The following is an 18,916-nucleotide window of genomic DNA, read 5'->3' as shown; positions in this document are numbered from 1 at the left end:
GGCGGGTCACGCGGAGAAGATGTCGACTGGACGGGCCCTTTCGCGAGCGGGCTCGCTCCAGCAGGGTTCTTCAGTGTTTGGGTGAATGCAGTACAATCCGCCCCCTTCTTCATTCCCCCAAAGGAATCTTCATGTCCGGGCTTGAACTGTTCGCCGCTGCCCTCGGTGTCATCGCCGTGTGGCTGACGGTCAAACAGAATCCGTGGTGCTGGCCGATCGGGCTGGTCATGGTGTTGCTCTACAGTTGGATCTTCTTTGAGGTGAAGCTGTATTCGGACATGTTGCTGCAAGTGGTCTACGCCGCGCTGCAAATCTACGGCTGGTGGCAGTGGACCCGCGCCGGGACGATGCATGACGGGCGCCAAGTCACCCGCCTCGACACGTGCTCAATTCTGCGCGGCCTCGGCGTCGGGGCCATCGGCAGCCTGCTGCTGGGCGCAGCGATGGCGCACTGGACCGACGCCGCACAGCCGTGGCTCGATGCGGCGCTCACCGGTTTCAGTCTGGTGGCGCAACTGTGGATGGCGCAAAAACGCCTGCAATGCTGGGCGCTGTGGTTTGTCCTCGATGTCATTTTTGTAGGCCTGTTCATCTATAAAGGTCTGTACCTGACCGCAGGCCTCTATGGGCTGTTTACCCTGCTCGCGGTGCAAGGCTGGCGTGAATGGCGCGCTGATCCGGCGTTGCGCACATGAAAGTCGTTGTTCTCACCGGCCCGGAATCCACCGGCAAGAGCTGGCTCGCGGCAGGCCTGGAGCAGCGTTTCGGCGGTGTGCGCGTTGATGAATATGTGCGTCGGTTTATCGAAGAAAACCCACGCGACACTTGCCTCGCGGACATCCCTGAAATCGCCCGAGGCCAGTTGCAATGGGAAGATCAGGCGCGAGCGAAGCAACCCTCACTGCTGATCCTCGACACTCACCTGCTGAGCAACATCCTCTGGAGTCAGACCCTGTTCGGCGATTGCCCGGACTGGCTTGAAGCCGAATTGCTCGCGCGCCATTACGACCTGCACCTGCTGCTGTCGCCGCAACAGATCGATTGGACCGAAGACGGCCAGCGCTGCCAACCGGATATCAAGGATCGCATGGCGTTCTACGAAGCCACTCGTGACTGGTTGACTCAGCATCAACAGCCGCTGCAAGTTATTGAAGGCAACTGGGTCGAACGCCAAGCCCAAGCCTATGCGGCGGTCGAGCATTTGCTGTCCCGCTGAGCCGCCACGGCGGCATTCGAGCAAATCTGTCCGTTTTTGAAACACTCCTGATCGCGCAAAGCCCCGTCCAAACGCTGTTCATCACTCCGTCATGCGACCTGTTACGCTGATGAAACACATCGGCGCAAACCCTTGTGCCAGAGCTTTCCGGTGCCAATCGCCGGCCAAGCGCTCCTTCCTGTGTTTCAGCGGTGAAACAGTGGCCGCGACACCATAACTTCCAAAGCCGCCAAGCCATTGAAATAACAAGACATCCCAAAACCGGCACAGCTTTCGCTCTCTCCTTCACAACGCTGAAACCCAGCCCACTGAAGAAGGAATTGCAGCCGTGGGGAATTTCAATAAAAGCCTGACCTGCCTCCTGCTGATCGGATCAGCCGCCAGCGCATTGATCAGTGTCAGTGCCCAGGCCGAAGGCAATGGAGTGATCGTCCTCAACCGCGACGTTCAGCCAATCCCGATCGGGCGCAACGGCGGCAAAGATCCCTATCCAACCACGGTCAACGCCAACCCTTCGGCGCGGATCAACCAGACCCTCAGCAGCACCGAACTCACTGACGGTGATTTCGCCAGCGTCGCCAGCGGCTCATCGATTCGCGGCAACATGACCACGCCCAGTTCCAACCTGCCCGGCATGAACACCCTGACCAACCAGAACGGCCTGCCTGGCATGCGCACGGGCAGCGGCGGCGGCTCCGGGGCGTCGATCTCCAACACTGTCAACCGGGCGATGAGCACCGGCCTGGCGCCTCTGACTCGCATGGCCGGAGGCCAATGACATGAATCGCACCCTGCTGCTTCTCGCCCTGCTCGGCTGCACCAGCGCCATGGCCGATTCGGCTTCAGTCAACAAGGCCAATATTCAGGATTCCGGTGCGCAGTATCGCGGCAACTTCAACGTCAACCAGGCCGCCGGTGACCAGATGCAACAGGCCAACACCAAGGCGATTGCCATCGGCACCGAAGCCCATGCCACCACCAACGTCAGGCAGACCATCGACACGCCCGCCAGCCGCGCCATCGACGCGAGCGCCAATATCGGCGGCAATTCTTTCAGCAATGGCAACGGCATCCTCGGTGTGAACCAGGGCGCCGGTGCCAACAACCAAATGGCCAACGTGACGCGCGTCAGCATCAGTGCCGGCCCGCAAAGCGTTGACGACAGCGCCCTTTCACAACAGAACGTGGCGTTTGTACCGAGCTCAGGAGCAACTGGTACCTCAATCGGCAGTCGCCAGGTCACGACCAGTGATCAGGCCTTCACCGGCAGCCGCGGGGTAATCCAGGTGAACCAGAGTGCCGGGGTGGGGAACCGAATGGCTAACACCCTGAGCATCCGGGTCGCAGACTGACCCAAACAAAAAGCAGTGCAATTAGAAAAGTCCCAACACTTAACCAACTAATAAGCACGACGGAGAAACACCATGAAACCTACAATGGCTCTCAAACCACTGGTTTTCGCACTCGCAGCAGTGATGGCAATGGCAGCACAGGCCGGCGGCCGTGGTGACGATAACGGTCATGGTAACGGGCACGGCAATGGTCACGGCCAGCCACAAGGTCCGAATCTTGAACAACTGCTGCAGATCACCGCAGGCGCCGGCGCCGCTGTACTTGACGCACAAAACAGCGACGGCAACGTGGTGAAAAACCAGGGCACCCTGAACAATGCCAATGCCAGCGACTCGCTCAACGGCTCCAACGGCAACATGGGTGCCAACGTGGCCGCCGGCGACGCCAACCAGCAGGACAACGCTGCTGCACTGGCCACCGCTGACGAAAGCTTCATCTTCGGTAATGCTGTTGCCGCCTCGAGCGCGACTCAGGTGAACAACAACAACTACGTGAAAAACTCGTCCACCTTCAACAACGCCACGCTCAACAATGCAGGTAACAATGGTTCCGGCAACATCGGCATCAACGTGACCGCCGGCAACTTCAACCAACAGAAAAACAACCTCGCCATCGCCGTTTCCGGTGGTCGTGTAGCGCAGGCTGCTGCCTCTGCCAACCAGTCCTCGACTGGCCTGGTCGTGGAAAACAAAGGCGTGCAGGCTTACAAAACCGACACCCTTACCGGTACTTACGCAGCCGCTGGCGTATTCAAAGCCAAAGGCACCGCGACCATCGAAGACGACAACCATGGCGGTTGGGGTAACCGTGGCGGCGGCCACGGCGGCAACGATGATCAGAAAGCCAAGTTCGAAGCCGTGGGCAGCTTTGGCCTCGCTGGCGTCACCACCCAACAAGTGCTGACCAAAGATGGCTGGAAAACCCCAGTCGTCAACAACGCCAACATGACCAACTCGATGAACAACTTCTCCGGCAACGGCGGAGCCAACGTCTCGGCGGGTGTGGGCAACCAACAAAGCAACTCGCTGTCCATCGCCGCAGGTTGCAAAGCCTGCATGTAATCGCGATCGAAACGAAAGCCCCGGCAACGGGGCTTTTTTCCCAGGTTCCACAAGGCGTATTCGATCATGCGGACTCCTGCCCTCCTCGCTCTGCTTTGTCTGTGTGGCCTGACTCAGGCGGCGCAGATGCCGGTCGCTGCCCTGCCGGGTGGCGTGCTGGTCTACAAGGACGTGCAAAGCATTCGTGAGCGCAAGTTTGCCGACATCGTCGAACAGAAAACCGATTTCAGCTGCGGCGCTGCTGCACTGGCAACGGTTCTGCGCCAGGCCTATTGGCTCGACGTCGATGAGGAGCACATCATCAAAGGCATGCTGGTCAACGCTGATCAGGACCTGGTGCGAACCCAGGGTTTCTCCATGCTCGACATGAAGCGCTACGTAGAAAGCATCGGCATGCGCGCCCGTGGCTACCGGATCCCGCCCGAGAAACTCGAAGCGGTGACCATTCCGGTGGTGGTCCTGATGGACATTCGCGGCTACAAGCATTTCGTCGTCCTGCAGCGTTCGGACAAGGATTGGGTCTACATCGGTGACCCGGTTCTCGGCCACAAGCGCTACAAGCACGACGACTTTGTCAAAGGTTGGAACGGCATCGTCTTTGCCATCGTCGGCCCCGGTTACGACAAGGCCAACGCCTTGCGCAGCCCTCCCGTGCCGCTGACGGCGAAGAACTCGCTGGACAGTTTCAACCCGGTCAAAGATGCGGAATTGATGGATTTCGGGTTCATTCAGAGCGACTTCTTTTAATCGCCGAGTTAGAGAATGGGACTGGATGTCCCGGGAGCAGCAGATGAAAAGCTCATACTGGCTGGCCGCCGCCTGCCTGGCAGCGAGTGCGTCAGGTTTAGCCCATGCCGGATTCAAACCCATCGAAATCAAGGACCAGGAGCTCGCCGAGCTGCGCGGTCGTTACGTCATGCCGGGGCGGATCATCAGCTTCGGCATTGTCATGAGCAGTACCTGGCGCAACGCCAGCGGCGATTTGATCGGGGCTGCGACTTCGATGCAGATCCAGGCTGCAACGGTCAAACCGGAATTCTATGTCTCGACCATCAAGGAGTCCGGCAACGGCAGTACGCCCACATTGGGTACCGGCACTGTCATCGGTGGCGCCGGCCTCAACAGCAGCCAGGGCGTGACGCAAAGCGTGCGCGCCGCCGGCGATGGCAACACCGCCAACAACAACGTCGCGATCAACGTCAGCGAAGCCGGTCAGGCGCCGGCACTGGTACCGTCGCAAGGCCAGGCTCTTATTGCCGGGCAGACCATCACCGGCAGCAACGGTGCCGGCAGCGTCGCGGTTTCGGCCAATGGCGGTGGCGTGCAAATGGCTATTCAGGCCAGCGGTAATCAAGGCACCGCGCTGCAACAGGTCGCCCAGGGCGGGCTGCTGCAGAACACCCGTTTGCTGGGCAGTGCCAACGTGGTCAACAACCTTACGCAGCTCAACGTCGTACTTAACAATAACGGCAGAAGCGCCGGTGCACTGGACTGCAACCTGACTCAACTCGGGGCCCTACGCAATATCGGATATTGAACTACGCTGAGTCTCGATCATTGGGCTAAAAGGGACGGCTTATTCATGTATCGATCAGTATCACTGCGTGCTGCAGTGTGTTTGAGTACCCTTCTCCCGGCGGCAATGCTGCAAGCAGCACCCGACGCCGATGTAGAAGCCCTGAAACGGGAACTTCTGGAACTGAAACAACGATACGAACAACAACAACAAGCGCTGGCGGTACTTGAACAACGGGTCCGCCAGGTAGAAGAGACACCCGCCGCCCCACCGCCAAAACGGCTGGCCAAATCGCCGTCCGACATGAAAGGCAATCGCGTCGCTACCGGAGCCGCCACAGGCACCGGTGCGGCCGCTGCATCGGGAGGCGCCGCCGGGGGCAGTGGCGCTTCCTACGGTCAATCGCTGGCCGATGATTCGCAACCGGCGCAGAGCGTTTCCAACCTGTATGACGAAGCCAGCGGCTTTTTCGGTGGCGGCAAGTTCAGTTTCGAAACCGGTGTCACCTATTCGCGCTATGACACCCGCCAGTTGATCCTGAACGGGTTCCTTGCGCTGGATTCGATCTTCCTGGGCAACATCAACCTCGACCGGATCAAGGCCGACACCTGGACCCTCGACCTCACCGGTCGCTACAACTTCGACAATCGCTGGCAGTTCGACCTGAACGTGCCGGTGGTGTATCGCGAGTCGACGTATCAATCCGGCGGCGGCAATCAGGGCGCTGCAGGTGTGACCACCGAAGAAACCGTGACCAAGGATCCAACCATTGGCGACGTCAACTTCGGTATCGCCTACAAGTTCCTCGACGAGTCGGTCAACACCCCGGACGCCGTCGTCACCTTGCGCGTCAAGGCGCCGACCGGCAAAGACCCGTTCGGCATCAAACTGCGCCAGACCGACGCCAACTCCAACCTGTTCGTGCCCGACACTCTGCCCACCGGCAACGGCGTCTGGTCGATCACCCCGGGCATCTCGCTGGTCAAGACGTTCGACCCGGCGGTGCTGTTCGGCAGCCTCTCCTACACCCACAACCTCGAGGAGTCGTTCGACGACATCAGCTCCACCGTCAACCAGAAAACCCCAGGCAAAGTGCGCATCGGCGACAGCTTCCAGATCGGCGCCGGCATCGCCTTCGCGCTCAACGAGAAGATGAGTATGTCGTTCTCGGTCTCCGACCTGGTGCAGCGCAAGAGCAAGCTGAAACAGGACGGCGGCGATTGGGAATCGGTGGTGTCCAGTGATGCCAATGCCGGCTACTTCAACGTCGGCATGACCATCGCGGCCACCGACAACCTGACGATCGTGCCGAACTTGTCGATCGGCATGACCGATGATGCGCCGGACTTTTCGTTCAGCCTGAAATTCCCGTATTACTTCTAAAAGCAAAAGATCGCAGCCTTCGGCAGCTCTTACATACGGATTGCGTAATCCCTGTAGGAGCCGCCGAAGGCTGCGATCTTTTGATCTTCAGCCAACTAACGAATCTGATGCTTATGCAACAACCGATAAAAAGTAGGCCGCGAAACTCCGAGGACTTTCGCGGCCACACTCAAATTATCACTGTGCCGATTCAACACATCACACAACGCCTGCCGTTCCGCCCGGGTCTTGTAATCCTCCAGCGTGCCCATCGGCGTGGCAATCGAATGCTGGCTGATCAAGCCCAGATCCCGCGCCTCGATCTGCCGCCCCTCAGCCAACACCAACCCACGCCTTACCCGGTTGGCCAGCTCGCGCACATTCCCTGGCCAGTCGTGCTTGCCCATGGCTATCAACGCATCTTCGCTGAAGCTTCTTGGCCGGCGCCCGGTTTCATGGCTGTAGAAGTGCGAAAAGTGGTTGGCCAGCATCGACAGATCGCCATGGCGTTCACGTAGTGGTGCGGTCACCACTTGCAGGACGTTGAGCCGGTAATAAAGGTCTTCACGAAAGCGTTTCTTCTCGATCGCTGCTTCCAGGTCCACGTGGGTCGCCGCGAGCACTCGCACGTCCACCGGGATCGGCTGACTGCCCCCTACCCGTTCAATGTGCTTTTCCTGCAGAAAGCGCAGCAGATTGGCCTGCAATTCCAGCGGCAGGTCGCCGATTTCGTCGAGGAACAACGTGCCGCCATTGGCCGCTTCGATGCGTCCGACCTTGCGCTGGTGGGCGCCGGTGAACGCACCTTTCTCGTGGCCAAACAGTTCGGACTGAATCAGATGCTCAGGAATCGCGCCGCAGTTGATGGCTACGAACGGTTTGTTGTGGCGCTGGGACTGCCGGTGCAGGGTGCGCGCAACCAGTTCCTTGCCGGTGCCGCTTTCGCCGCGAATCAAAACCGGCGATTCGGTGGGGGCCAGTTTGCTCAGCAGTTTGCGCAGTTCGCGGATCGGCTTGCTGTCGCCGAGCAATTCGTGCTCCGGCTGATCGACATGAATCGTACCCTGCCCGCGCAGGCGCGCCATGCCGAACGCGCGGCCCAGGGTGACCTGGACGCGTGAGACATCGAAGGGCAAGGTGTGGAAATCGAAAAACCATTCGCAGACGAAGTCGCCGACGTTCTGCAAACGCAGGACTTCCTGATTGAGCACGGCGATCCATTCGGTGCCGCTGCGGCTGATCAGCTCCTTGACCGCTTCAGGGCGTTCAAGGTGAAACGGTTGCAAGCGCAGCAGGCCGACGTCGCAGGCTCGCGCGCTGGCATTCTCCAGATTACAACTGTCGACATCCCAGCCTACGGCGCGCAATCCGGGCAACAGGCGATAGCAGTCGTCGCAGGGATCGACCACCAGTAAACGTCTCGACGCAGGCGCTTCGCTCATGACTGTTCCTTGGCGCCAAACATTGGAAATGATTGTAAAAACAGTCATTTGGCAGACCCGGTTGTAACACTAGCAAGATTTTGACGGGTGCTTGTATCGATTGCTTATAGGGGGGTTATTAAAAGAGTTATAAGAAAGTTGGTTGTTAGTTAGCTATCGACTATTTGATTTGCCCTGACTTGTGCTGACTCATGTCGAAAATTTCTTTGTTTGATTTGTGACCCACCCCCCGGTTGCGTGCATCAGTACAAGTAACCCGCCGCACGGTAAGCCCAACCGCCGGCACATCACTTGATTGGGCGCTAATAGAGAGAAGACCCCATGACTGCCCCGCTGCGTATCAACGAAGCTCTTTTGATTGCCAACCACGCCTTCAAGCCTTTTCAGTGCGTGGCCTGGGCGCCACAAGACGGCAATGGCGAACTGAGCCTGACCGTCGTCGACCGCACCAACTCCCATATCGGTCGCAAACAGATTCCGAGCAGCGCCTATTCTGACCCGGCGCAACTTGAACAACTGCTGCAGCAGGCCCGCGCCGAGCTGAGCGAAGACGGCCACACGCTGCAATCATGGTCGATGCCGCACTGATAACCGAACAAGGGCGGATGACGTTAAAGTCATCCGCCCTTGTTGTATACATCGTCGAATAAGCAACGTACTTGCAGTGCAGTTTCAACCAAAGTACTTGGCTCGCTTGCGACTGGTTCAACAAGACACTGTTCTGGCACAGTGCGACCGTCGTTCTGTTAGTTGTTGCAGTTGTACTTCTCGCGGTTCAGGGATTGAATGTTTCGCTCGTGCAGTCAGCCGCCCAATCACTGGGTATCGGCTCACTCGCAAGGAGACGCGTGCATGTCCACCCTGAGCACCTATGCGCTGCCTACTGCATGGAACAACCCCGGTTCGCTCGACTCGACATTCGCCATTGGCGGTGTTGCGCAGGTGTACTTCGCCGGCAGTTTGTCCAGCCAGACCCAACATGTCGCGCTCGATGCACAGGGTCGGATTCTGGTCGCCGCCAAAGTCGGTACGCCCAAGGGAAGTCGATTCGGCCTGGCGCGGCTGCTAGTTGATGGTTCGGCGGATTTGTCGTTCGGCATTCAGGGCAGCGTGATCGACAGCTTTGTCGAGGGCTTCGAAGCCAAGGCCGGTAAGGTTCAGGTGTTAGCCGACGGCAGGATTCTTCTGGCCGGCCTGCATTATGAAGATACCCATCGCACCCTGCCCGCCCTCGCCCTGTTCGAGGCCAACGGCCAGCCAGACCGAACCTTCGGTGATGACGGTATCCAGATCGTGCGCCTGCCCGGCGAACTCTCCATGGGCACCCGCGACAACTGGCTGCCGCCGGGCGTGCCAGGTGTCGAAGCCTGTGACTTTGCGGTGCAGCAGGACGGCCGCATTCTGCTGATCGCCAACCATCATTTCAGCCTCGCCGATCACGCCGGGATGCTGATTCGCCTGCATCCCGATGGCCGTCTCGACGAATCTTTCAATGGGCGCGGATTTGTCGTGGTCCGGCACCTGCTGCTCAATACCTGGCTGAGTACGCTGCTGTTGAAGAAGGATGGGCGCGTCGTCGTCGCAGGCTCCATCGACTTTCCTCAGCAAGGCCTGCTGGCGGTGTATCGGCCCGATGGCAGCCTGGATGAGCGCTTCGCCGTCGACGGCTTCATGGCCTTCAAGGCCCACGGCAATAGCGCTCAGGTCAGCCAGATCATTGAATCCGACGACAGACTCTATTGTTTCGGCAGCAGCCGCGATCCGATCCGCTGTTTGACGTTCGTCCTGCACGCCAACGGTCGACCGGACCTGCACTGTCATCATGGCCAGCCACAGGTGTTGGACATCGGCCCCAGCGGATGCCAATGGAACGCCGCCCAGTTGATGAGCAACGGCCGGATAATTGCCGTAGGCGCCACCATCGGCGGCGTTGAGGCCGACTTCATGGTCGCCCGCTATCTGCGCAATGGCAGCCTCGATCCAGCGTTCGGACAAGGCCACGGCTGGCTGCGCACGCGACTGGGGCGAAGTCTCGACGCAGCCAGTTCGCTGGCCGTGCAACCGGACGGGGCCATTGTTGTAGGCGGCTATTCACTGGATGGCAACTACCGGGCGATGGTTGCGCGTTATCTGAATCCATAAATCGGCTGCACGCACACTTTCACCGTCTGTCGGTTAGATAGCCGTACCTGTAATTTCTGACAGTAGACGAATACTTCGATCAGGCATCAGATATCGAGGCGCGCAAATGGCTGCGTGTACGACTGAAAAAGGGAATTTCAAAATGACCGATCAAGAGAAATTATCAGCACCACTAACGCCTGCCGCCATTACGACTCACTCCACGACAGGCAATGTTCCAGTGATACGCGAGGTCACCAACGGTAAAGGCGAATCCATCCCCAACGGTGGCATCAGCAGAGACGGCAACCTGCAGATCAGCGGCTCGGCTCTTCCGGGAGAACATGTGCATATATCGGATGCGGGGCTTCCCGTTGCCGTAGTAATTGCTAACGTGCAGGGCGACTTCATCGTGGCACTGGCCAATGTGCAAACGGGCCAGCATACGTACATAGCGAGAAATGCCGACGGGGTCGTCTCGGCTCCTTGGACAGTCACCGTCGCCTCCGAGGTGCAGAGCGCGCCGGTAATTGAAGTGGTCTACGGGCCTGACGGAAAGGTTGTCCCCGACGGACAGAGCACATTTCATGATGAACTGAACCTGATCGGCCAAGGCATACCTGGCCAAGTAGTGGAGCTATTGTGCAACGGGACGGTGATTCGGCTTCTGAATATTGACTCGATCGGGCATTGGAGCGCCAATGTCACAGGACTTCAAACGGGCATTCAGCGCTTTGTAGCACGAGCACCCAACGGGCTTGAATCAGCCTCATGGCAAGTTGCAGTAATCAAACCGCTAGCGCTGAAAATCAAGTTCGTGATCGGTCAGGAGCAGTTTCAGGAGATCGAGAATCATGGCGTCACAACTGATAGGGCTGTCACGATTATCGGTACGGGCATCCCTGGCGAGACGGGCTGGATTGTTGACTACCACAAGGATCTCGTCTCTTGGGCAGTCGATGATCGCGGAATCTTCAGCGCAACAGTAACGGATCTTGCCGTAAACCATGTGCACACTTTGCGGTGTAAGTCCGATTCGGGCCGCCTGTCGGCGCCCTGGGCAATTCGAGTGGTTGCATCAAAGATCTAAGCGTCGATCCATGCATCAGCGTTGAAGCATCACAGATCCACGGCGTAAGGGCGCCGTGGATCCTTTGGATATAGAGCCCGCGCCGCATTTAAAATGCGCGACCGTTCTACCTATCGCATCCCGAAACCTTGATCTTCCTTGAAACATCCGGCAACTTTCGCGCTTCTAAATAAAAGGAGCAGCCGATGTCCGGTTCAATCGCCCAGGCGTTCGCGCACAACTTCCTCGGGCAATCGCCACGCTGGTACAAGGCGACCATCGTCGGTTTTCTCATTCTCAATGCCGTGGTGCTGTTCACCATCGGTCCGGTTGCGGCAGGTTGGCTGCTGGTGATCGAATTCATTTTCACCCTGGCCATGGCGCTTAAGTGTTATCCGTTGATGCCGGGCGGCCTGCTGTTGATTGAAGCGTTGCTGCTGAAGATGACTACGCCGCAAGCGCTTTACGATGAGTTACTGCACAACTTTCCGGTGATCCTGCTGCTGATGTTCATGGTCGCTGGCATTTACTTCATGAAGGATCTGCTGCTGTTTCTCTTCTCGCGGCTGCTGTTGGGCGTGCGCTCGAAAGCGATTCTGGCGCTGATGTTCTGCTTCTTGTCGGCATTTCTTTCGGCATTTCTGGATGCGTTGACCGTGACGGCGGTAATCATCAGTGCGGCTGTCGGTTTTTACTCGGTGTATCACCGGGTCGCGTCGGGCAACGATCCGCGTCAGGACAGCGAATTCGGCGACGATCAGCATTTACCGTCGCGACACCATGAGGACTTGAATCAATTCCGCGCATTCCTGCGCAGCCTGTTGATGCATGGCGCGGTTGGCACGGCACTCGGCGGGGTTTGCACCTTGGTGGGTGAGCCACAGAATCTGTTGATCGGCCATGAGATGGGCTGGCATTTCGGCGAGTTCTTCCAGAAAGTTGCCCCGGTGTCGCTGCCGGTACTGGCGGCGGGTCTGGTCACTTGCGTGCTGCTGGAGAAGCTGCGCTGGTTCGGATACGGCACGCTGCTGCCGGACAACGTCCGCGCCGTGCTGGCGAACTACGCCGCCGAGGACAACGCCAAACGCACGCCTCGCCAGACGGCGGCGCTGCTGGTGCAAGGGGCGGCGGCGCTGATCCTGATTGGTTGCCTGGCGTTTCACTTGGCAGAAGTCGGCCTGATCGGATTGATGGTAATCGTGTTGATCACCGCGTTTACCGGGATCACCGACGAGCATCGTCTGGGCAGCGCGTTCAAGGACGCCATGCCGTTTACTGCACTGCTGGTGGTGTTTTTTGCCGTGGTGGCGGTCATTCACGATCAGCATCTGTTCGTCCCACTGATCCAGTGGGTGTTGGCGCTGCCGATGGATCAACAGCCGGGCATGTTGTTTATCGCCAACGGCTTGCTCTCGGCGATCAGTGACAACGTATTCGTTGCGACCATTTACATCACCGAAGTGAAACAGGCTTTTCTTGCCGGACACATGACTCGCGAGCACTTCGAGACATTGGCGATTGCGATCAATACCGGCACCAACCTGCCGAGCGTGGCGACACCTAATGGTCAGGCAGCGTTTCTGTTCCTGCTGACCTCGGCGATTGCACCGCTGGTGCGGTTGTCGTACGGGCGCATGGTGTGGATGGCGGTGCCGTATACCGTGGTGATGGGTCTGCTGGGCTGGTATGCCGTGAGTTACTGGCTCTAAGCAACACTGAACAAACCTGTGGGAGCGGGCTTGCTCCCACAATCGTTTTTGTGGGTCACCGGGCTTTTGCAGGCGCCGCGAAAACCTGTGGGAGCGAGCCTGCTCGCGAAGAGGCCGTGTCAGGCAACGAATCTGTTGGATGACACACCGTTTTCGCGAGCAGGCTCGCTCCCACAATGGTTTTGGTGTTGGATCAGCGCGGGAGGATGTACTTCGCGATCGCCAAAGCCACGCCATCTTCGGTGTTCGGCGCGGTGACGACGTCAGCCTGGCGCTTCACCGCCTCTTCCGCCTGACCCATGGCAATCGAAAAGCCAGCGCATTTGAACATCGCCGGGTCGTTGCCGCCGTCGCCGATGACAGCGGTTTGCTCCAGCGGCACGCCGAGGTATTCGGCGATGGTCGTCAATGCCGTGCCTTTGTTGGCCTCAAGCGCCGTAACGTCGAGATACACCGGCTGCGAGCGCGACACTTGCGCCATGCCGTTGACCTTGGGCAACAGCTGCGCCTCCAGCTCAATCAGCAACTCAGTGTTGTTGCTGGTAGCGACGATCTTGTCGATGCGCTCCAGATACGGTTCAAAACTCTCGACCACCACCGGCGGATAGCCGAGCCCGCTCTGTTCACGTGGAACCATCGACCCGTACGGGTCCTTGAGCAGCCAGTCGCCGCCGCTGAACACCCAGATTTCCACCTCCGGCTGATCGGCAAACAGTGCCAGCGCGATCAGCGCCGTGGTTGCCGGCAAATAGTGAGCAGCCAACAGCGTACCGTCCGGTTTGACGATGGTGCCGCCGTTGAACGCCGCTGTCGGCAGATCCACGCCCAGCGCTTCGATCTGTTGCAGCATGGCTTTCGGCGGGCGCCCACTGGCGAGGCTGAACAGCACGCCGGCCTCGCGCAAAGAGCGCACTGCGTCGATGGTGCGCTGGTTCAGTGAGTGATCCGGCAGCAACAGCGTGCCGTCCATGTCGCTGAGCAGAAAACTTATGGGTTGTTTCGGCAAATCACTCATCCCAGGCCGTGCCAGACGCGACCATCGCGAGTCAGAAGATCTTCCGCTGCTTGCGGGCCATCGTCACCAGCCGCATACAATTCGACACTGGCGTCCTGCTGCCAGGCATCTAGGAATGGCTGCACAGCTCTCCAACCGTTCTCGATATTGTCAGCGCGCTGGAACAGGGTCTGATCGCCGGTCAGGCAGTCGTAGATCAAGGTTTCGTAGCCGGTGGAAGGCTGCATCTCGAAGAAGTCCTTGTAGGCAAAACCCAGTTCGATGTTCGCCATGTTCAACGCCGGCCCCGGCCGCTTGGCCAGCAGATCGAACCACATGCCTTCGTTTGGCTGGATCTGGATGCGCAGGTAGGTCGGTTGCAACTCGTCGACTTCGGTATCGCGGAACTGCGCGTACGGCGCCGGTTTGAAGCAGATGACAATCTCGGTATCGCGTACGCTCATGCGCTTGCCAGTGCGCAGGTAGAACGGCACGCCGACCCAGCGCCAGTTATCGATCATCACCTTCAGCGCCACATACGTTTCAGTGGTGCTCTCGGGCGAGACGTTGGCTTCTTCGCGATAACCGTTCAATGGATTGCCGTCGCGCTCGCCCGCCGTGTACTGGCCGCGCACCGAGTTGGCCCGCGCTTCCTCAATGGACCAGGGGCGGATCGCCCCGACCACTTTGGCTTTCTCCCCACGTACTGCATCGGCGCCGAATGCGGCCGGCGGTTCCATGGCGACCATGGCCAGCAGCTGGAACAGGTGATTGGGCACCATGTCACGCAGTGCGCCGGTGTGTTCGTAAAAACTGCCACGGGTTTCTACGCCGACGGTTTCCGCTGCCGTAATCTGCACGTGGTCGATGTAATGGTTGTTCCAGAACGCTTCGAACAGGCTGTTGGAGAACCGACTGACCAGAATGTTCTGCACGGTCTCCTTGCCCAGGTAATGATCGATGCGATAGATCTGCTTCTCGCTCATGACCTTGAGCAGGCATGCGTTCAAGGCTTCGGCGGTGTGCAGGTCGGAGCCGAACGGCTTCTCGATCACCACCCTTCTGAACGCTTCGGGAGTTTCTTCAAGCAGACCGGCGCTGCCGAGGCGGCGCACCACTTCACTGAAGAAACGCGGCGCGGTGGCCAGATAGAACACCGCATTGCCAGTGCCGCTGTCGGCGATTTTCGCCGCCAGGGCTGAATAAGTGCTGTCGTCCAAGAAATCGCCCTGGACGTAGCTGATGCCTTTGGCGAGCTTGGCCCACAAGACCGGATCAAGCATCTGATCGCCCTTGCCGACCTTCGCCGCCACTTCGGTACGGATGAAGTCTTCGAGCTTCAGCGCGAAGGCTTCATCGGTAATGGCGTTGTGGTCAACGCCGACGATCCGCAGATTGTCGTCGAGCAGGCCGTCGCGACTGAGGTTGTACAGCGCCGGCATGAGCAAACGCTTGACCAGGTCGCCGTGGGCACCGAACAGGAACAGCGTGGTCGGTGGTGCGGGTTCTGCCTTGGATTTTCTGCGGATCGTACGGGTCATTTTTTCGCGGTCTCCACGTGGCCACCGAAGCCGAAGCGTTGTGCCGACAGGATCTTGTCACCAAAGGTGCCCTGGCCGCGCGAGCGGTAACGAGAGAACAGCGAGTTGGACAGCACCGGTACCGGCACCGCCTGCTCCATGGCCGCCTCGATGGTCCATTGGCCTTCGCCGCTGTCAGCGACAGAACCGGAGAAACCGTCGAGCTTCGGATCGCTGGCCAGCGCATCGGCAGTCAGATCCAGCAGCCACGAAGAAACCACGCTGCCACGACGCCAGACTTCAGCGATATCGGCCACGTTCAGGTCGAAACGCTGATCTTCCGGCAAACGCTCGCTGGATTTGGTCTTGAGAATGTCGAAGCCCTCGGCGAACGCGGCCATCATGCCGTATTCGATGCCGTTGTGAATCATCTTCACGAAGTGCCCGGCACCGGCAGGACCGGCGTGGATGTAGCCGTGCTCGGCACGGTGGTCATCGGACTTGCGGTCCTTGGTGCGCGGGATGTCGCCCATGCCTGGCGCCAAAGCGGCAAACAGCGGGTCGAGACGCTGCACGGTTTCGGCGTCGCCTCCGATCATCATGCAATAGCCACGTTCCAGGCCCCAGACGCCGCCGGAGGTGCCGACGTCGATGTAGTGCAGGCCCTTCTCGTTCAAGGTCTTGGCCCGACGAATGTCATCCTTGTAGTTGGTGTTGCCGCCGTCGATGATGGTATCGCCGGGTTCGAGCAGTTCGCTCAGGGTGTTGATGGTGTCTTCGGTCGGCGCGCCAGCCGGCAGCATGACCCAGACAGCGCGCGGCTTGTCGAGGCCGGCAACCAGGGCTGGCAAGTCTGCGACGCCGGTGGAGCCCTCGGCGACCAGGTTATCGATGAAAGCGGTATTGCGGTCGTAAACAACGGTGGTGTGCCCGTTGAGCATCAGACGTCGCGCAATATTGCCGCCCATGCGGCCCAGTCCAATAATCCCGAGTTGCATGTGCTGATGCTCCTTACTACAAATAAATGTGTGTCATTGGTTATAGCCCAACGCGACTGATGGAGGTTAGTCCAGAGCGTTGCGATGAAGTTTCCGGGCATTGTGCCCGATCCAGAGTGATAACGCCCCGAATCCTGCCGAAGACACACCGACCATGAAAAATAAAAAAGTTCCCTTCCTGGGCAAAAGAAATCAAAATTGGCGCCGATAGTAAGTCAAGCGCCTCAAAACGAGGAGTGACTTACAGTTGATGCACGCCATTTGCGAGGTGAGCAATGGGCACAGTACACACAGCAATGCCGCCACAAACCCTCTACGTTACGATCCGTCGCGATGAATTGCGCCAGTTGAAAGACGAGCGCGACCAGTTGAAGCACGAATTGGCGCAATTGCGCGCATTGACCCAAGGCTCGCAGCCGCAACCGCGTCCGGTTGTGCAGCGCGCGCCTCACGCCTGATCCCCCGCCTGCTACGGGAACGGCCATCGTCGTTCCCGACACGTTGTACCTCTGACCGCTTGATGCCAGATAAACGCAGCGCTTAACAAATCTTTCACATGTCCTTGGGGATACTCCGCCCCATTCTGGCCGCACCTGCGCGTACGGCCTCTGTTCGTCGGTGTCATGGAAGCGTTCCGGCGTGGGTTTGATGATTGAGCTGGAGCGCTGAATGGCATTGTTCAAACGCAGCAAAACGACTGCGAACGGTTTCGACTGGGCTGGATTTATCTGGCTGTTCGTCTTCTTCTGGTATTTCTCGGGTATCACCCAACTGCTGATCCAACTGACCGGCACATCCGGCTTCACCGGATTCCGCCAGGCTTTCGTGATGAGCGCGCTGTGGCTGGCGCCGATGTTGCTGTTCCCCAAACACACTCGCCTGCTCGCCGCCATCATCGGCGTAGTGCTGTGGGCCTGCTCGATGGCCAGCCTCGGTTACTTCTTCATTTATCAGCAGGAGTTCTCGCAAAGCGTCATCTTCATCATGTTCGAGTCGAACGTGTCGGAAGCTGGCGAGTACATGACTCAGTACTTTGCCTGGTGGATGATTCCGGCGTTCCTCGCCCATACCGCATTTGCTTACTTTTTGTGGACCCGTCTGCGCCCGGTGTACATGCCGCGCGGTCGCGCGCTGGTCGCGGCGACGGCCATCGTGGTTGCCGTGGTCGGCTACCCGCTGGTCAAGCAGACCCTGCGCATGGGCACCTTCGCCCAAGGTTTCGAGAAATTCGAAACCCGCATCGAACCCGCCGTGCCGTGGCAGATGGCCGTGGCGTATCACCGTTATCAGGAAACCCTCGCCGACATGCAGGGCATGCTCGACAGTGCGAGCAAGATCCCGCCGCTGAAAAACCTCAAGGACACTTCTGCCGGTCAGCCGGCGACTTTGGTGCTGGTGATTGGCGAATCGACCAACCGACAGCGCATGAGCCTCTACGGTTATCCGCGCAACACCACGCCGGAACTGGACAAGCTCAAGGATCAACTGGCGATCTTCGACAACGTCATCACCCCGCGTCCCTACACCATCGAAGCGTTGCAGCAAGTACTGACCTTCGCCGATGAGCAGAACCCGGATCTGTACCTGTCGACGCCGTCGCTGGTCAGCGTGATGAAACAAGCGGGTTACAAGACCTTCTGGATCACCAACCAACAGACCATGACCAAGCGCAACACCATGCTCACGACTTTCTCCGAACAGGCCGACGAGCAGGTGTACCTGAACAACAACCGCAACCAGAACGCCGCGCAGTACGACGGTGACGTCATCGAGCCGTTCAACAAGGCGCTGACTGATCCGGCTGAACGCAAACTGATTGTCGTGCATCTGCTCGGCACGCACATGAGCTACCAGTACCGTTATCCGCCGACTTTCGACAAGTTTCAGGATCGCCAGGGCGTCCCTGCCGGCGTACGCGACGATCAACTGCCGACCTACAACAGCTACGACAACGCGGTGCTGTACAACGACTTCGTGGTCTCGAGCCTGATCAAGGACTACGCCAAATCCGATCCAAACGGCTTTTTGCTGTACCTGTCCGACCACGGCGAAGACGTCTTCGACTCGGCCGGCCACAGCACTCTCGGGCGCAACGAAAACAAACCGACCGCGCCGATGTACACCATCCCGTTCATGGCCTGGGCCTCGCCGAAATGGAAACAAAACCACGACTGGAACTTCGCTGGCGACCTCAGCCGCCCGTACAGCAGCTCGCAGTTCATTCACACTTGGGCGGATCTGGTCGGATTGAGCTCGGATGAATTGGATCGCAGCAAGAGCCTGGTCAGCGACAGCTTCGTGCCGCGCAAGCTGTTGATTGGCGATCCCTATCAGACGGCGAAACGCTCACTGATAGATTTCAGCTTGATGAAACCCAAGCAGCCTGCCCCGGCAGAGGTGGCACAGAAGTAAACCGACAAAGGGCCCGTGAGGGCCCTTTTTTGTATGCGCTGATCGGCCTGCTGCGTCGGTACTCCGCTCTGAAATACCTCGCAATATTTGCCCTCAACCCGCGTTAACCCATCGTTAATGGCCGCGACGCAGACTCTGTTCCG

Annotated in this window: 18 protein-coding genes; 14 read left to right on the top strand and 4 right to left on the bottom strand. The window is 58.9% G+C overall.

Going from position 1 to position 18,916, the window contains the following annotated elements:
* The first annotated feature begins 131 nt into the window (after window positions 1-131).
* The 8 genes from pnuC (at window position 132) to fapF (ending at window position 6,529) form a co-directional block, all read left to right on the top strand.
* Entirely contained in the window at window positions 132-695 is a 564-nt protein-coding gene (gene pnuC / locus AC4IHP_RS18205) for a nicotinamide riboside transporter PnuC (protein WP_490832365.1), read from the top strand.
* Window positions 692-1,216, top strand: a complete 525-nt coding sequence (locus AC4IHP_RS18200; protein ID WP_490832364.1) for an AAA family ATPase — start codon at window positions 692-694, stop codon at window positions 1,214-1,216. The genes pnuC and AC4IHP_RS18200 overlap by 4 nt, the downstream gene beginning before the upstream one ends.
* 328 nt (window positions 1,217-1,544) lie before the next feature.
* Window positions 1,545-1,994 carry a functional amyloid chaperone FapA gene (fapA, locus tag AC4IHP_RS18195; RefSeq protein WP_024012918.1) on the top strand — a complete coding sequence of 150 codons (450 nt, stop codon included), beginning with the start codon at window positions 1,545-1,547 and terminating at the stop codon, window positions 1,992-1,994.
* Between the two features lies 1 nt (window position 1,995).
* On the top strand, window positions 1,996-2,568 hold the full coding sequence (fapB, locus tag AC4IHP_RS18190; protein ID WP_490832363.1) for a fibril amyloid subunit FapB: 573 nt from the start codon (window positions 1,996-1,998) through the stop codon (window positions 2,566-2,568).
* A 72-nt stretch (window positions 2,569-2,640) separates the two neighbouring features.
* On the top strand, window positions 2,641-3,630 hold the full coding sequence (gene fapC, locus AC4IHP_RS18185; protein WP_460119092.1) for an amyloid-like fimbrin subunit FapC: 990 nt from the start codon (window positions 2,641-2,643) through the stop codon (window positions 3,628-3,630).
* A gap of 66 nt (window positions 3,631-3,696) precedes the next feature.
* On the top strand, window positions 3,697-4,377 hold the full coding sequence (gene fapD, locus AC4IHP_RS18180; protein ID WP_024012915.1) for a fibril amyloid maturation endopeptidase FapD: 681 nt from the start codon (window positions 3,697-3,699) through the stop codon (window positions 4,375-4,377).
* 43 nt (window positions 4,378-4,420) lie between these two features.
* The gene (gene fapE / locus AC4IHP_RS18175) at window positions 4,421-5,167 is read left to right on the top strand and encodes a fibril amyloid subunit FapE (RefSeq protein ID WP_460119089.1); all 747 of its coding nucleotides are present in this window, start codon (window positions 4,421-4,423) and stop codon (window positions 5,165-5,167) included.
* 45 nt (window positions 5,168-5,212) lie between these two features.
* Window positions 5,213-6,529 (top strand): fibril amyloid transporter FapF, encoded by a 1,317-nt coding sequence (gene fapF, locus AC4IHP_RS18170; RefSeq protein WP_129998705.1) that lies wholly within the window; start codon window positions 5,213-5,215, stop codon window positions 6,527-6,529.
* Between the two features lie 95 nt (window positions 6,530-6,624).
* On the opposite strand, the gene AC4IHP_RS18165 is transcribed toward fapF, so the two are convergent.
* On the bottom strand, window positions 6,625-7,950 hold the full coding sequence (locus AC4IHP_RS18165) for a sigma-54 dependent transcriptional regulator (protein ID WP_460119085.1): 1,326 nt from the start codon (window positions 7,948-7,950) through the stop codon (window positions 6,625-6,627).
* Between the two features lie 321 nt (window positions 7,951-8,271).
* On the opposite strand from AC4IHP_RS18165, the gene AC4IHP_RS18160 reads away from it, so the two are divergent.
* From AC4IHP_RS18160 to nhaB, 4 genes are all read left to right on the top strand, one after another.
* Complete coding sequence (locus tag AC4IHP_RS18160; RefSeq protein ID WP_095179983.1) at window positions 8,272-8,538, top strand: hypothetical protein; 267 nt, start codon at window positions 8,272-8,274, stop codon at window positions 8,536-8,538.
* A gap of 264 nt (window positions 8,539-8,802) precedes the next feature.
* Entirely contained in the window at window positions 8,803-10,092 is a 1,290-nt protein-coding gene (locus AC4IHP_RS18155) for an NHL repeat-containing protein (protein ID WP_490832362.1), read from the top strand.
* A 142-nt stretch (window positions 10,093-10,234) separates the two neighbouring features.
* Window positions 10,235-11,161, top strand: a complete 927-nt coding sequence (locus tag AC4IHP_RS18150; RefSeq protein ID WP_490832361.1) for a hypothetical protein — start codon at window positions 10,235-10,237, stop codon at window positions 11,159-11,161.
* 185 nt (window positions 11,162-11,346) lie between these two features.
* Window positions 11,347-12,849: a sodium/proton antiporter NhaB gene (nhaB, locus tag AC4IHP_RS18145; protein WP_490832360.1), complete on the top strand. Its 1,503-nt coding sequence runs from the start codon at window positions 11,347-11,349 to the stop codon at window positions 12,847-12,849.
* Between the two features lie 193 nt (window positions 12,850-13,042).
* Here the strand turns inward: nhaB and AC4IHP_RS18140 are convergent, their stop codons facing one another.
* From AC4IHP_RS18140 to gnd, 3 genes are read right to left on the bottom strand one after another with little or no spacing between them, the layout of a single operon-like run.
* A complete protein-coding gene (locus tag AC4IHP_RS18140) occupies window positions 13,043-13,864 on the bottom strand; it encodes an HAD family hydrolase (protein ID WP_490832359.1) in 822 nt (273 codons plus the stop codon).
* Window positions 13,861-15,384 carry a glucose-6-phosphate dehydrogenase gene (zwf, locus tag AC4IHP_RS18135; RefSeq protein ID WP_490832358.1) on the bottom strand — a complete coding sequence of 508 codons (1,524 nt, stop codon included), beginning with the start codon at window positions 15,382-15,384 and terminating at the stop codon, window positions 13,861-13,863. Before zwf ends, AC4IHP_RS18140 begins: the two co-directional genes overlap by 4 nt.
* Window positions 15,381-16,361, bottom strand: a complete 981-nt coding sequence (gnd, locus tag AC4IHP_RS18130) for a phosphogluconate dehydrogenase (NAD(+)-dependent, decarboxylating) (protein ID WP_064362242.1) — start codon at window positions 16,359-16,361, stop codon at window positions 15,381-15,383. Before gnd ends, zwf begins: the two co-directional genes overlap by 4 nt.
* A 275-nt stretch (window positions 16,362-16,636) precedes the next feature.
* Here gnd and AC4IHP_RS18125 point away from each other — a divergent pair, with 275 nt between their 5' ends.
* Window positions 16,637-16,819: a DUF6026 family protein gene (locus tag AC4IHP_RS18125; RefSeq protein ID WP_016774671.1), complete on the top strand. Its 183-nt coding sequence runs from the start codon at window positions 16,637-16,639 to the stop codon at window positions 16,817-16,819.
* Between the two features lie 211 nt (window positions 16,820-17,030).
* Window positions 17,031-18,773 carry a phosphoethanolamine transferase CptA gene (locus AC4IHP_RS18120; protein WP_460119073.1) on the top strand — a complete coding sequence of 581 codons (1,743 nt, stop codon included), beginning with the start codon at window positions 17,031-17,033 and terminating at the stop codon, window positions 18,771-18,773.
* The last annotated feature ends 143 nt before the right edge of the window (window positions 18,774-18,916 follow it).

Source organism: Pseudomonas sp. UF-293, assembly GCF_058245595.1.
Note: the sequence above shows the minus strand (reverse complement) of the source record. Positions and strands in the feature narration are given on the sequence as shown.

What these genes read in the sequence shown, in the direction of transcription:
- fapD (WP_024012915.1), top strand. Translation starts at nt 3,697, where the DNA reads ATGCGGACTCCTGCCCTCCTCGCTCTGCTTTGTCTGTGTGGCCTGACT.
- AC4IHP_RS18160 (WP_095179983.1), top strand. Translation starts at nt 8,272, where the DNA reads ATGACTGCCCCGCTGCGTATCAACGAAGCTCTTTTGATTGCCAACCAC.
- fapF (WP_129998705.1), top strand. Translation starts at nt 5,213, where the DNA reads ATGTATCGATCAGTATCACTGCGTGCTGCAGTGTGTTTGAGTACCCTT.
- zwf (WP_490832358.1), bottom strand. Translation starts at nt 15,384, where the DNA reads ATGACCCGTACGATCCGCAGAAAATCCAAGGCAGAACCCGCACCACCG.
- AC4IHP_RS18125 (WP_016774671.1), top strand. Translation starts at nt 16,637, where the DNA reads ATGGGCACAGTACACACAGCAATGCCGCCACAAACCCTCTACGTTACG.
- AC4IHP_RS18120 (WP_460119073.1), top strand. Translation starts at nt 17,031, where the DNA reads ATGGCATTGTTCAAACGCAGCAAAACGACTGCGAACGGTTTCGACTGG.
- nhaB (WP_490832360.1), top strand. Translation starts at nt 11,347, where the DNA reads ATGTCCGGTTCAATCGCCCAGGCGTTCGCGCACAACTTCCTCGGGCAA.
- AC4IHP_RS18150 (WP_490832361.1), top strand. Translation starts at nt 10,235, where the DNA reads ATGACCGATCAAGAGAAATTATCAGCACCACTAACGCCTGCCGCCATT.
- AC4IHP_RS18200 (WP_490832364.1), top strand. Translation starts at nt 692, where the DNA reads ATGAAAGTCGTTGTTCTCACCGGCCCGGAATCCACCGGCAAGAGCTGG.
- AC4IHP_RS18165 (WP_460119085.1), bottom strand. Translation starts at nt 7,950, where the DNA reads ATGAGCGAAGCGCCTGCGTCGAGACGTTTACTGGTGGTCGATCCCTGC.
- pnuC (WP_490832365.1), top strand. Translation starts at nt 132, where the DNA reads ATGTCCGGGCTTGAACTGTTCGCCGCTGCCCTCGGTGTCATCGCCGTG.
- gnd (WP_064362242.1), bottom strand. Translation starts at nt 16,361, where the DNA reads ATGCAACTCGGGATTATTGGACTGGGCCGCATGGGCGGCAATATTGCG.
- fapE (WP_460119089.1), top strand. Translation starts at nt 4,421, where the DNA reads ATGAAAAGCTCATACTGGCTGGCCGCCGCCTGCCTGGCAGCGAGTGCG.
- fapC (WP_460119092.1), top strand. Translation starts at nt 2,641, where the DNA reads ATGAAACCTACAATGGCTCTCAAACCACTGGTTTTCGCACTCGCAGCA.
- AC4IHP_RS18155 (WP_490832362.1), top strand. Translation starts at nt 8,803, where the DNA reads ATGTCCACCCTGAGCACCTATGCGCTGCCTACTGCATGGAACAACCCC.
- fapB (WP_490832363.1), top strand. Translation starts at nt 1,996, where the DNA reads ATGAATCGCACCCTGCTGCTTCTCGCCCTGCTCGGCTGCACCAGCGCC.
- AC4IHP_RS18140 (WP_490832359.1), bottom strand. Translation starts at nt 13,864, where the DNA reads ATGAGTGATTTGCCGAAACAACCCATAAGTTTTCTGCTCAGCGACATG.